The sequence below is a fragment of the Pseudomonas sp. BF-B-15 genome (assembly GCF_019946675.1).
In the GTDB taxonomy this organism is placed as follows: domain Bacteria; phylum Pseudomonadota; class Gammaproteobacteria; order Pseudomonadales; family Pseudomonadaceae; genus Aquipseudomonas; species Aquipseudomonas migulae.
Genome location: NZ_JAGYFZ010000078.1, coordinates 16,973 through 28,604, shown reverse-complemented (window position 1 = coordinate 28,604; position 11,632 = coordinate 16,973). Strand labels below are relative to the sequence as shown.

Here is an 11,632-nt window from a genome sequence, read left to right as displayed (position 1 = left end):
GAGAGGCCGAGCGCAGGTTCTGCGTAGTGGGCAACCCGGCATGGATGCCGGGTTAGCCGCCCCCGGCCATGGATGGCCGATGGCGGCGGGCCCACGGAGCAGGACCGGAGCGAGGGCATGCCGAGCCTTAGCGAGGCACCGAACGAAAGGGGCAAAAGCGCTTTGGTTACTTTCGCGCTTTTCGAAAGTGACTCGCTGTAAAAGCGAAACCGTCAGTGGCCGTTACCGCAAAAACGGATATGCCCCCAACCCAACCCCACATCAAGCCATCAAAGCTCGAACCGCAGCTCCGGCCAGATCGGCGAAGTACCGCGCTTTTGCGACTCCAGAATGGCCCGGCACAACGAACACAGCCGCTGGTCCTGGAACACCCGTCGATCAACGCTCGACCAGCGCGGCTGCGCGGGCAGCAGACTTCCGCACAAGGTGCGATCGGCCGAGCCGCCCAGCTCCAGCTGACGGGTCACCAGATGTACCCGCACTTCCTGGCAGGCGAACAGATCCAGCTGTTCGTCAGGCTCGATCAGTTGATAGGCAAAAAGTGACCAGGCGGGACGCGGCATCGGGGGCTCCAAATCGGGGGCGCCACCTTAGCCGAAACACCGCCGCTAGAAAAGCGTCAAAGCAGCGGTTTCAGTGTCGGCCAGACATTTTCCAGCAACTTGTCCTGAGCGCCCGCAGTCGGGTGCAGGCCGTCTGACTGCATCAGCTCAGGATGCCCGCCCACGCCCTCGAGGAAAAACGGCACCAGCGGGATTTTTTTCTCGGCGGCGACGTTGCTGAAAGCCTCAGCGAAGACCTTGTTGTAGCGCGCACCGTAGTTGGGTGGCAGTTGCATGCCGAGTAATAGCACTTTGGCGCCACTGGCCTTGGAGCTGTTGATCATCGCTGCAAGGTTTTGTTGCAATTGTGTTGGCAGCATTCCGCGCAGCCCGTCATTGCCACCCAACTCGAGGATCACCAACTCCGGTTTATGCTCTGCAAGCAGCGCAGGCAGGCGCGCCCGGCCTCCGGCGCTGGTGTCGCCGCTGATGGACGCATTGACCACCTTATCGTCGAAACCTTCGCGTTTGAGCCGTTGCTCAAGCAGCGACACCCACCCCTCGCGGGTATCCAGTCCGAAACCGGCGCTGATACTATCGCCAACGATCAGGACAGTACCCGCCGCTGCGTTCTGGGCCATGCACATCAAGGCCAGGCCAGCACTCAAAAACCACACTCGCATCGGATTCTCCATGGGCGCAAGCATTCTCACCGCGAAGGACCTCAGCAAAGTGGTTCCCAGCGCGGAAGGTGATCTGACTATCCTGCACGAACTCAGCCTGGAACTGAACAAGGGCGACAGCCTGGCCATCGTTGGCGCGTCCGGCTCGGGAAAATCCACCCTCCTCGGCCTGCTCGCCGGCCTCGACTTGCCGAGCAGCGGTGAAGTCACCCTCGCAGGCCAGGGCCTGAGCAATCTCGATGAAGACCAACGTGCACGCATTCGCGCCGAACACGTCGGTTTTGTCTTTCAATCATTCCAGCTGCTCGACAGCCTCAACGCCCTGGAAAACGTCATGTTGCCGCTGGAACTCGATGGCCGCAAAGACGCCCGTGAGCGCGCCACCGAATTGCTGCGACGGGTCGGTTTGGGCCAACGCCTGACCCACTCGCCCCGCCAGCTCTCCGGTGGCGAGCAGCAACGTGTGGCGATTGCCCGTGCGTTTGCCGCCGAGCCCGACGTGCTGTTCGCCGACGAACCCACCGGCAACCTCGACAGCCACACCGGCGAGCGCATCAGCGATCTGTTGTTCGAACTGAACAAGGAACGCGGCACGACCCTGGTGCTGGTGACCCACGATGAACGCCTGGCACATCGTTGCCGGCGCCTGATCCGCCTTGAAGCCGGCCTGCTGGTCGCCCCTCTGGAGCCTTGATGGCACGCCTGCCGCTGTTGCGCCTGTTCAGTCTCGCCATCCGCCAACTGCTGCGCGATGCCCGCGCCGGCGAGTTGCGGGTGTTGTTCTTCGCTTTGCTGGTGGCGGTGGCGGCGAGTACCGCCATCGGTTACTTCGGCGCCCGCCTGAATGGCGCCATGATGCTGCGCGCCACCGAGTTTCTCGGCGCCGACCTGCTGCTCGAAGGCAGTTCGCCGGCGCGCCCCGAACAGATCAAAAGCGGCACGGATCTGGGCCTCGAACATGCGCAGGTGGTGGAGTTCTCCAGCGTAATCGCCACCGACAATGGCATTCAGCTGTCCAGCATCAAGGCCGCCGACGACGTCTATCCACTGCGCGGCGAACTGAAAAGCGCCGCCGCGCCCTTCGCTGCGGAAGAATCCGGAGGCGGACCGAAACCCGGCGAAGCCTGGGTTGAAGCGCGACTGCTGACCGCGCTGGACTTGAAGATCGGCGACAGCATCGACGTCGGCATGCGCACCCTGAAACTGGCGCGCGTCCTGACCTATGAACCGGATCGTGCCGGCAATTTCTACAGCCTGACGCCACGGGTGCTGATTAACCTCAGCGATCTCGCGGCGACCGGCGTGGTGCAGCCCGGCAGCCGCGTCAGCTACCGCGAACTCTGGCGCGGCAAGGCCGAAGCGCTGGAAACCTACCGTCAATTGATCAAACCCGGCCTCGCCGCCAATCAACGCATTCAAGACGCCCGCGATGGCAACCGGCAGATCGGCGGCGCACTGGGCAAAGCCGAGCGCTACTTGAACATGGCGAGTCTGGTCGCGGTGCTGTTATCCGGTGTCGCGGTGGCGCTGTCGGCGACGCGTTTCGCCACCCGCCGCTTCGATGCCAGTGCACTTTTGCGTTGCCTCGGGCTGTCCCGTCGGGAAACCATGGTGCTGTTCAGTTTGCAGCTGACGGTACTCGGACTGTTGGCCAGCATCAGCGGCGCCTTGCTCGGCTGGCTGGCGCAACTCGGGTTGTTCGCGCTGCTGCATGATTTGTTGCCGGCCGATGTTCCACCGGGCGGCCTGCTTCCGGCCATCGCCGGGATCGGCACCGGACTGGTGGCGCTGGCCGGTTTTGCCTTGCCGCCACTGGCTGCGTTGGGTCGGGTCCCACCTCTGCGCGTATTACGTCGCGACATGCTGCCGATTCCTTCCAGCACCTGGATGGTCTACGGCGCTGCACTGGGCGCTCTCGGGCTGATCATGTGGCGCCTGAGCCTGGATTTGGTACTGACCTTCGCCCTGCTCGGCGGCGGCGTGATCGCGGCGCTGGTGCTGGGCGGTTTGCTGTTGCTGCTACTGAAGAGCCTGCGCCGGATGCTCGCACGCGCTTCGTTGCCGTGGCGTCTCGGCCTGGGTCAATTGCTGCGTCATCCACTGGCGGCAGCCGGCCAATCGCTGGCCTTCGGTCTGATCCTGCTGTCCATGGCGTTGATCGCTTTGCTGCGCGGCGAATTGCTGGACACCTGGCAAAACCAGTTGCCGAAAAACGCGCCGAATTACTTCGCGCTAAACATCCTGCCGGCGGAAAAACAGGCATTCACCGAGCGCCTGATCGAACTGTCGGCACAATCGGCGCCGTTGTACCCGGTGGTGCCGGGGCGATTGATCAGCATCAATGGCGAACCGGTGCAGGACATCGTCAGCAAGGACTCGGCCGGTGATCGGGCGATTCAGCGCGACCTCAGCCTGACCTGGGCGGCAGACCTGCCGGCCGGCAACAAACTCACCGCCGGCAACTGGTGGGGCGATCAGGCGCCGGACGACGTTCCCGGCGTGTCGGTGGAAGGCAAAGTCGCCGAGAGCCTGAAGCTCAAGCTCGGCGATCACATGGTCTTCACCGTCGGCGGGGTCAATCGCGAAGCGAAGGTCACCAGCCTGCGGGAGATCAACTGGGACAACTTCCAGCCGAACTTCTTCATGATTTTCCAGCCCGGCACATTGAAGGATCTGCCAGCGACCTACCTGACCAGTTTCTATCTGGCGGCGGGCCACGACCAGCAGATCGTCGACCTGTCCCGCGCCTTCCCGGCGGTGACCATTCTGCAAGTCGAAGCCTTGCTGGCGCAGCTGCGCAGCATCCTCGCCCAGGTCACCCTGGCAGTGGAATACGTGCTGTTGTTTGTGTTGGCGGCGGGGATGGCGGTGTTGTTCTCGGGCCTGCAAGCCACGCTGGATGAACGCATTCGCCAGGGCGCATTGTTGCGGGCACTGGGGGCCGAGCGCCAGTTGCTGGTCAAGGCCCGACGGATCGAGTTCGGCCTGCTTGGCGCGGTCAGCGGGTTGCTGGCGGCACTGGGCTCGGAGCTGGTGAGCCTGGTGCTGTACCGTTACGCCTTCGACTTGCCGTGGCACCCGCATCCGTGGCTGCTGGTGTTGCCACTGATCGGCGCCGTGCTGATCGGCGGTGCCGGCGTGTTTGGCACCCGACGTGCCTTGAACGCCAGCCCCCTGACAGTCTTGCGCGAGGGTTGATAGACTCAACTCTTCTCAACCACAAGAAGTTGCCATGAGCCGTTATCGCCCTCCCCGCACCGCTGGCACCGCGCTGATCACCCCTGAAGGTGAAGCGCGGATGCGGGCCGAGTTCCATGAACTCTGGCATGTGCGCCGACCGCAGGTCACGCAATCGGTCAGCGAGGCCGCGGCACAGGGTGATCGCTCCGAGAACGCCGAATACACCTACGGCAAAAAGATGTTGCGCGAAATCGACAGTCGCGTGCGCTTTCTCACCAAGCGCCTGGAAGCGCTCAAGGTGGTCAGCGAAAAACCCAGCGATCCGAACAAAGTCTACTTCGGGGCCTGGGTCACCATCGAAGACGAGGACGGCAAAGAGTCGCGCTATCGCATCGTCGGGCCGGATGAGCTGGACTTGAAACTGGGCCTGATCAGCATCGACTCACCGCTGGCACGCGCCCTGATCGGCAAGGCACTGGACGCCGAAGTTCGGGTCCAGACGCCTACCGGCGAACAGTGCGTGTATATCGTGGCGATTGATTACCCATAAGCCTTAACGGCGGGTGATCAGCCCTTGCCGGGCGACGCGGGTCAGTTGCCTGATCATCTCTGGCGCGTCTTCAAGGGCGGGCGACTGAATCACCGCCAGGTCGAAACTGTCGCTGGCAAAACGCGCCAGTGACTCACCGTCTTCGACGAACTGGATCAGGAAAGCTGCGGGCCCACCGGTGCGACGTGGCCAACCATCGAGGTAACGCAGGAGCGTCGGCTGATGTTTGCCGCCAAGCAGGATTTTTGGATTGCGCTGGGTCAGATGTGCCGTGATCGGCGCGGGGCGTACAACGGGGTTTAGTGCATTCATCGTGTCGTGTCTCTGCCTCAAAAGTCTGCATGGCAGGTGAGAGGCAACACCGAACCAGCGCTTTAGCGGTATTTCGAAGCCTGTTTCAAGCTTCTATCGGCAACTGAATGAGTCACCTGGCGCCCCGCAAGTAGCTGTTTAAATCGGCGCATGGCAGCATCCTAGAGAAGCTGACCGGACAGTGTCAAGAATGACGCACAACAAAAAAGGCCCGCGCAATGCGGGCCTTTTCGTTGAGCCAGAGCGATCAACCAGCGATGGCGCGATCAACCGACAGCTTGCCGGCGCCTTCGAACAGCACCGCGATGCTGCCACCCAGCAGGGCCAGGGCGAATTCATAACCGTTGTTGGCCATGAACAGACCGTTGCTGATATGCACGCTGAAGATGGCGACCAGCGACAGGAACGTCAGGCCAAGTGCCGCAGGGCGGACCAGCAAGCCGATGATCAAGGCCAGACCGGCGAAGAACTCGGTACCACCGGCCAACGTGGCCATCAGGTAACCCGGTGCCAGGCCGATGCTTTCCATGTACTGCGCGGTGCCCGCCAGACCGTAGCCGCCGAAAGCGCCGAAGAGTTTCTGCGAGCCGTGGGCCGCGAAGATGATGCCGACGAAGATCCGCAGGACAGTCAGGCCGTAGCCAGCGCGGGTAAACAGTACCTTGTTGATCAGTGAGCTCATGCTGTGTCATCCATTGTGTGTTTGTGTGTTGGTTGGCCGCTATATTAATCAATAAATTAAATGCTAAAAGCGCAAATTTTTCGCCATAACAATCAGTTTATTCGATCACTTCCTTAAGGCTACTTTCTGCCCCTGGGGCTCCAACGACTCCCGCTCCCGATCGAACGCCAAGTAATACTTGTTCACGCTATTAACATAGCTGACAGGTCCCATTCCCACCTGCTCCATGGCGATGCGCTCGACCTGGAAGAACCATTGATTGGGATTCAAGCCTCGCCGACGCGCCTCGGCGCGCATGCCCTGAACCCGCTCCGGCCCGATGTTGTAAGCCGCCAGCACGAACGCCATGCGCTCACGCTCGTTGAGTTTGGGGCTGGCGAAAAACTTGCGGCGGATCATCGCCAGGTATTTGGCCCCGGCCTGCACATTGGCATCGAGGTCCTGAATGTTGTTGACCCCTACCCGCTGGGCTGCGGACGGAGTGATCTGCATCAGGCCAGTGGGGCCACCGCCGCTTCGTGCGCGGGGTTGCAACGCGGACTCCTTGAAGGCCAATGCCGCCAGATTCAACCAATCCATGCCTTGGGCATCGGCGTGTTTCTGCAATACCGGTCGAAGTTTTTCCAGGCGCTGGCGATCAGTCTTGGCCAGTGGGTAATGCACTTGATAGAGGCGTCGATAGATGCGCAGGAACGCCGCGTCCTGATCCGAAGGCTTTTTGTACCCGATCAGGAAGCGATCGATGCTCGCCCGCAGCATCGAGGCATCGCGGCGTACGAACCAGAATTCTTCCCCCGGCTCGCTGATCAGCACCTGCCGATCGAAACGCAACTTGGGCAGGATCTTGCCCCAGCGTTCGGCAATCGGCTGCTCGACGATGGTCAGGTGAAAAATCCCGCCCTGAACCATTTCCAGCACGTCTTCGACCGCCAGACTCGGATCGACCCATTCGATCTTCACCGGTGCCAGTTTGTGCAAGGCAAGCTTTTGATTGATCTGACTGATCGCCTCCCCGGCGGCGCTGCCGGTGGGTAGCGCCAGGGTTTTACCGGACAGTTGTTCGAGGCGGGTGTAGCGTTTCTCGCCCTTGATTCCGACCAGGACCAGAGGAATGTCGCTGGCAATCGGTTCGCTGGTGCTGACGGCGTAGCCCGGTTGCAGATCGAGCAACTCGCCCGGTGCAACCAGATCCCCCTCCCCGCGCTGCAACGCGCCGAGCAGTTGATCCTTGGCTTTGGGAATGATCTTGAGCGTCACTTCCTGACCGTCACGGGCATGTCCATTGAGGTATTGCTCGAAGGCACGCAAGCGATGGTATTCGACGCCGATGGCCTGGCCCTGGACTTCGCCGGAGCTGTTGCGGCTCTGGTTGACCAGCACCTTCAGCACACGGCTACTGCGGATTTCCTGCAGGTCGCGCACCTGGGCCGCCGGCACGGCTTGCAGTGGGCCGGCCAGCCGCGCAACCGCCGGCATCGGCAGCAGCAACGAACCACACAGCAGTAACAAAATCGAGGGACGTGTCATCCACTCTCCGGAAAGAATACTGGGCCAATTTCAAAAAAATGTTTGAAATCGAACGACAGAAACAGAGCGCCTTGAGCGCTGGCAAAGTGCGAAAGACTGGCACAGTGATGGCATGCTGACCACCCCAGCTTGTCTCGCGGCATCAAAAGACAGCTTTAACTCGTTGTAGTTCTTGGCTTTTCTTATAAATCTACAGCTCTGATATGCTTTCCGGCCTTTGGTCCGAGGTAGCACCATGCAACTCATCGATATCGGCGTCAACCTGACCAACCCCAGTTTTGCCGACAAACACCAGGCTGTACTCGACCGCGCCTATGCCGCCGGAGTCTGCCAATTGGTGCTCACCGGCACCAATGTCGAAGGCAGCGAACAGGCGCTGGAGCTGTGCCGGCAATTGGATGAAACGGCGCAACGGCTGTTCGCCACCGCCGGCATTCACCCTCACGCAGCCAGCGACTGGAACGCCGACAGCGCCCAGCGCCTGCGCAGTTTGCTCAAAGAGCCGAACGTAGTGGCGGTGGGTGAATGCGGGCTGGATTTCAATCGCGATTTCTCGCCGCGCCCGCAACAGGAAAAAGTCCTCGAAGAACACTTGGCGATGGCGGTCGATCTGCAACTGCCGGTGTTTCTCCACGAACGTGATGCCAGTCAGCGCTTGCTGGAAATCCTGCGCGATTACCGCGACCAATTGCCGGCCGCCGTGGTGCATTGCTTCACCGGCGAAAAGAAGGCGCTGTTCAGCTACCTCGACCTGGACTTGCACATCGGCATCACCGGCTGGATCTGCGACGAGCGTCGGGGCACGCATTTGCATCCGTTGGTGAAAGAAATCAAACGCGGGCGCTTGATGCTGGAGAGCGATGCACCGTATCTGCTGCCGCGCAGCTTGCGGCCAAAGCCGAAAAATGGTCGCAACGAACCGGCGTACCTGACTGAAGTGTTGCGGGAAGTGGCGTTGCATCGCGGGGAAAGCGAGGAAGAGCTGGCGGCCCACAGCACCGCGTGTGCGCGGGCTTTTTACGGACTGCCAGTGGTCGACTGAAACGCAATCAACTGTAGGAGCGAGCCCGCTCGCGATGGACTAATGAACACCGTGTTTATCCAATAAACACGCGTTATCGTTAGTGACCATCGCGAGCAAGCTCGCTCCTACAATTAATGGCTGCGCATCATTTCCTTCGGCACATACTTGCCGATCTCGAACTTGCCGATCGCCGCGCGGTGCACTTCATCCGGGCCATCGGCCAGGCGCAGCGTGCGCTGCATCGCATACATGTAAGCCAGCGGGAAGTCGTTGGAAACCCCTGCGCCGCCATGGATCTGGATCGCCCGGTCGATGACGCGCAACGCCACGTTCGGTGCCACCACCTTGATCTGCGCGATTTCGCTTTTCGCCACTTTGTTGCCGACGGTGTCCATCATGTACGCCGCTTTCAAGGTCAGCAGGCGCGCCATGTCGATTTCCATCCGCGAGTCGGCGATTTTGTCGATGTTACCGCCCAGGCGCGCCAGGGGCTTGCCGAATGCGGTGCGATTCACCGAGCGTTTGCACATCAGTTCCAGCGCACGCTCAGCCATGCCGATCGAACGCATGCAGTGGTGAATCCGACCCGGGCCAAGGCGACCCTGAGCGATTTCGAAGCCGCGTCCTTCACCCAACAGGACGTTTTCGTACGGCACCCGGACGTTTTCGAACAGCACTTCGGCGTGACCGTGTGGCGCATCGTCGTAACCGAACACCGGCAGCGGACGAACGATCTTCACGCCCGGTGCATCCACCGGCACCAGAATCATCGAGTGCTGGGCGTGGCGTGGCGCATCAGGATTGCTCAGGCCCATGAAGATCAGAATCTTGCAGCGCGGATCGCAGGCACCCGAGGTCCACCACTTTTTGCCGTTGATCACCCACTCATCACCGTCACGCACGGCGCGGGCGGCCATGTTGGTGGCGTCGGACGAAGCCACGTCCGGTTCGGTCATGGCGAACGCCGAGCGGATCTCGCCGCGTAGCAGCGGTTCGAGCCAGCGTTGTTTCTGTTCTTCGCTGGCGTAGCGCACCAGCACTTCCATGTTGCCGGTGTCGGGCGCCGAGCAGTTGAATGGCTCAGGCCCCAGCAGCGAACGGCCCATGATCTCTGCCAATGGCGCGTATTCGAGGTTGGTCAGGCCGGCACCGAGTTCGGACTCAGGCAGAAACAAATTCCACAGGCCTTCAGCCTTGGCCTTGAGTTTCAGTTCTTCCATGATCGCAGTCGGCTGCCAGCGGTCGCCCTCGGCAACCTGGCGCTCGAACACGGCTTCGGCGGGATAAACGTAGGTGTCCATGAACGCGGTCACGCGCTCACGCAGTTCTTGCACCTTGGGCGAATAAGCGAAATCCATGAGCAGCTACCTTCTGGGGGGAGGTTGTTTAGGTCATGCAATCGATGCTAGAACAGCTACGAAAATTTACCTAGCCTATTCTCGGCGTGTATTAACATTCATCACCGATATATGATCGGCTGATTGAGAACCAACAATAAGAGTGCAGCGCAATGAATCTGAGCAAGGTCGACCTCAACCTTTTCATCGTCTTCGACGCGATCTACACCGAAGCCAACCTGACCCGCGCCGGACAGATTGTCGGCATTACTCAACCGGCTGTTTCGAACGCTCTGGCCCGCCTGCGCGAGACGTTCAACGATCCTTTGTTCGTGCGTACGGCCCAAGGCATGGTGCCAACGCCGATGGCGCAAAACATCATCGGCCCGGTGCGCAACGCCCTCTCGCTGCTGCGGGTGTCGGTGCAGGAAAGCCGCATCTTCAACCCGTTGCAGGCGGTCAAGACGTACCGCATCAGCATGACCGACCTCACCGAAGCGGTGATCCTGCCGCCACTGTTCCAGCGCCTGCGCCGCCTGGCGCCAACGGTGATCATCGAAAGCTTTCTGTCCAAGCGCCGCGAGACCACCAAGGAACTGGCGGCCGGGCGACTCGACTTTGCGGTGGACGCGCCGCTCAACACCGACCCGCAAGTGCGTCACGTCAAGTTGATGGAAGACCGTTACGTGTGCGCCATGCGCAAGGGCCATCCGCTGGCGACCAAGGAGAAATTCACCCTCGATGACTATCTGTCACTGACGCACATCCATATTTCCAGCCGCCGCAGCGGTCTGGGCCATGTCGACCTGGCGCTGGGCAAGATGGGCATCCAGCGCAAGATTGCCCTGCGCTCCCAGCATTACTTGATGGCGTCGCAGGTGTTGCAGCAAACCGATATGGTCATGACCGTGCCTGAGCGCTTCGCCCGCCGCCATGATTTGTACTCGGTGAACCTGCCGGTCAACGATGTGCCGCCGGTGGAAACTCACCTTTACTGGCACGAAAGCACCGACCAGGACCCGGCCAACCGCTGGATGCGCGAGCAGATGATCGAGTTGTGCCAGCAGGTGACGGCGCATGAGAAGAAGCTCGATAAGGTGTAGGGCTTTGTACCGCGTTATCGTTCTTCGCGAGCAAGCTTCGCTCCTACAGGATTTACACAGTACCTGTAGGAGCGAGCGGTGCGGCGATCCGACTTGCCCGCGAAGAGGCCCGCAATGACGACGAAAAAACCCACCCCTTGACGTAAACGTCAACCTGCCATTAGCTTAGCGCCATGACCTTTTTTTGAGCGCTTCCATGAGCAGCCAGACCTATAGCATTTCCGACCTCGCCCGCGAGCTCGACATCACCACGCGGGCCATTCGCTTCTATGAAGAGCAAGGCCTGCTCAGCCCCGAGCGACGCGGCCAGGAGCGCATCTATTCGCCCCGTGACAAGGTCAGCCTGAAACTGATCCTGCGGGGCAAGCGCATTGGCTTCTCACTCGCCGAATGCCGCGAGCTGATCGAACTCTACGACCCCACCGGCGGCAATCAGAAACAGCTGCAAACCATGCTGAGCAAAATCGCCGAGCGCCGCGAACAGTTGGAGCAGCAGATGCTCGACATCGAGCAGATGAAGCTGGAACTGGACACCGCACAGGAGCGCTGCACCCAGGCGCTGGAACAGACGATGAAAAGCCAGCCGGTGGTTCAATAGGTTTACACCGTCCCCTGTAGGAGCGAGCCTGCTCGCGATGAGGGCGTGACATTCAATATGGATGTTGACTGATCGTCCGCCATCGCGAGCAGGC

12 protein-coding genes are annotated in these 11,632 nt (G+C 60.8%); 6 read left to right on the top strand and 6 right to left on the bottom strand.

The genetic code is table 11. The features are described 5' to 3' along the window. Positions 1-269: 269 nt before the first annotated feature. Positions 270-563: a hypothetical protein gene (locus KGA97_RS21815; protein ID WP_003226812.1), complete on the bottom strand. Its 294-nt coding sequence runs from the start codon at positions 561-563 to the stop codon at positions 270-272. A gap of 56 nt (positions 564-619) precedes the next feature. Continuing rightward, positions 620-1,225 (bottom strand): arylesterase, encoded by a 606-nt coding sequence (locus tag KGA97_RS21810; protein ID WP_008031871.1) that lies wholly within the window; start codon positions 1,223-1,225, stop codon positions 620-622. Between the two features lie 10 nt (positions 1,226-1,235). On the opposite strand from KGA97_RS21810, the gene KGA97_RS21805 reads away from it, so the two are divergent. Genes KGA97_RS21805 through greB form a run of 3 tightly spaced genes read left to right on the top strand, consistent with a single transcriptional unit; the run spans position 1,236 to position 4,955 of the window. After that, entirely contained in the window at positions 1,236-1,919 is a 684-nt protein-coding gene (locus tag KGA97_RS21805) for an ABC transporter ATP-binding protein (RefSeq protein WP_008031873.1), read from the top strand. Continuing rightward, positions 1,919-4,423: an ABC transporter permease gene (locus tag KGA97_RS21800; protein WP_223481476.1), complete on the top strand. Its 2,505-nt coding sequence runs from the start codon at positions 1,919-1,921 to the stop codon at positions 4,421-4,423. The genes KGA97_RS21805 and KGA97_RS21800 overlap by 1 nt, the downstream gene beginning before the upstream one ends. 34 nt (positions 4,424-4,457) lie before the next feature. Next, the gene (greB, locus tag KGA97_RS21795; protein ID WP_008031876.1) at positions 4,458-4,955 is read left to right on the top strand and encodes a transcription elongation factor GreB; all 498 of its coding nucleotides are present in this window, start codon (positions 4,458-4,460) and stop codon (positions 4,953-4,955) included. 3 nt (positions 4,956-4,958) lie between these two features. Here the strand turns inward: greB and KGA97_RS21790 are convergent, their stop codons facing one another. From KGA97_RS21790 to KGA97_RS21780, 3 genes are all read right to left on the bottom strand, one after another. Beyond that, positions 4,959-5,267 (bottom strand): hypothetical protein, encoded by a 309-nt coding sequence (locus KGA97_RS21790; RefSeq protein ID WP_008031878.1) that lies wholly within the window; start codon positions 5,265-5,267, stop codon positions 4,959-4,961. Between the two features lie 247 nt (positions 5,268-5,514). Further along, positions 5,515-5,949 (bottom strand): DoxX family protein, encoded by a 435-nt coding sequence (locus KGA97_RS21785; RefSeq protein ID WP_008031879.1) that lies wholly within the window; start codon positions 5,947-5,949, stop codon positions 5,515-5,517. Between the two features lie 105 nt (positions 5,950-6,054). Next, on the bottom strand, positions 6,055-7,476 hold the full coding sequence (locus KGA97_RS21780; protein ID WP_192229218.1) for a transglycosylase SLT domain-containing protein: 1,422 nt from the start codon (positions 7,474-7,476) through the stop codon (positions 6,055-6,057). A 235-nt stretch (positions 7,477-7,711) separates the two neighbouring features. Here KGA97_RS21780 and KGA97_RS21775 point away from each other — a divergent pair, with 235 nt between their 5' ends. Further along, positions 7,712-8,518, top strand: a complete 807-nt coding sequence (locus tag KGA97_RS21775) for a TatD family hydrolase (RefSeq protein WP_223481475.1) — start codon at positions 7,712-7,714, stop codon at positions 8,516-8,518. 113 nt (positions 8,519-8,631) lie between these two features. On the opposite strand, the gene KGA97_RS21770 is transcribed toward KGA97_RS21775, so the two are convergent. Beyond that, positions 8,632-9,858, bottom strand: coding sequence for an acyl-CoA dehydrogenase (locus KGA97_RS21770; protein WP_223481474.1), 1,227 nt, complete (start codon positions 9,856-9,858; stop codon positions 8,632-8,634). A gap of 152 nt (positions 9,859-10,010) precedes the next feature. On the opposite strand from KGA97_RS21770, the gene KGA97_RS21765 reads away from it, so the two are divergent. Both KGA97_RS21765 and KGA97_RS21760 read left to right on the top strand, forming a co-directional pair. Next, a complete protein-coding gene (locus KGA97_RS21765; protein ID WP_008031887.1) occupies positions 10,011-10,940 on the top strand; it encodes a LysR family transcriptional regulator in 930 nt (309 codons plus the stop codon). Positions 10,941-11,136: 196 nt separating this feature from the next. Beyond that, the gene (locus KGA97_RS21760) at positions 11,137-11,538 is read left to right on the top strand and encodes a MerR family transcriptional regulator (RefSeq protein ID WP_192229215.1); all 402 of its coding nucleotides are present in this window, start codon (positions 11,137-11,139) and stop codon (positions 11,536-11,538) included. Positions 11,539-11,632: the final 94 nt, after the last annotated feature.

Bases quoted from the DNA above. Each gene is read 5' to 3' on its own strand.
- KGA97_RS21815 (WP_003226812.1), bottom strand. From the start codon at position 563: ATGCCGCGTCCCGCCTGGTCACTTTTTGCCTATCAACTGATCGAGCCT.
- KGA97_RS21810 (WP_008031871.1), bottom strand. From the start codon at position 1,225: ATGCGAGTGTGGTTTTTGAGTGCTGGCCTGGCCTTGATGTGCATGGCC.
- KGA97_RS21805 (WP_008031873.1), top strand. From the start codon at position 1,236: ATGGGCGCAAGCATTCTCACCGCGAAGGACCTCAGCAAAGTGGTTCCC.
- KGA97_RS21800 (WP_223481476.1), top strand. From the start codon at position 1,919: ATGGCACGCCTGCCGCTGTTGCGCCTGTTCAGTCTCGCCATCCGCCAA.
- greB (WP_008031876.1), top strand. From the start codon at position 4,458: ATGAGCCGTTATCGCCCTCCCCGCACCGCTGGCACCGCGCTGATCACC.
- KGA97_RS21790 (WP_008031878.1), bottom strand. From the start codon at position 5,267: ATGAATGCACTAAACCCCGTTGTACGCCCCGCGCCGATCACGGCACAT.
- KGA97_RS21785 (WP_008031879.1), bottom strand. From the start codon at position 5,949: ATGAGCTCACTGATCAACAAGGTACTGTTTACCCGCGCTGGCTACGGC.
- KGA97_RS21780 (WP_192229218.1), bottom strand. From the start codon at position 7,476: ATGACACGTCCCTCGATTTTGTTACTGCTGTGTGGTTCGTTGCTGCTG.
- KGA97_RS21775 (WP_223481475.1), top strand. From the start codon at position 7,712: ATGCAACTCATCGATATCGGCGTCAACCTGACCAACCCCAGTTTTGCC.
- KGA97_RS21770 (WP_223481474.1), bottom strand. From the start codon at position 9,858: ATGGATTTCGCTTATTCGCCCAAGGTGCAAGAACTGCGTGAGCGCGTG.
- KGA97_RS21765 (WP_008031887.1), top strand. From the start codon at position 10,011: ATGAATCTGAGCAAGGTCGACCTCAACCTTTTCATCGTCTTCGACGCG.
- KGA97_RS21760 (WP_192229215.1), top strand. From the start codon at position 11,137: ATGAGCAGCCAGACCTATAGCATTTCCGACCTCGCCCGCGAGCTCGAC.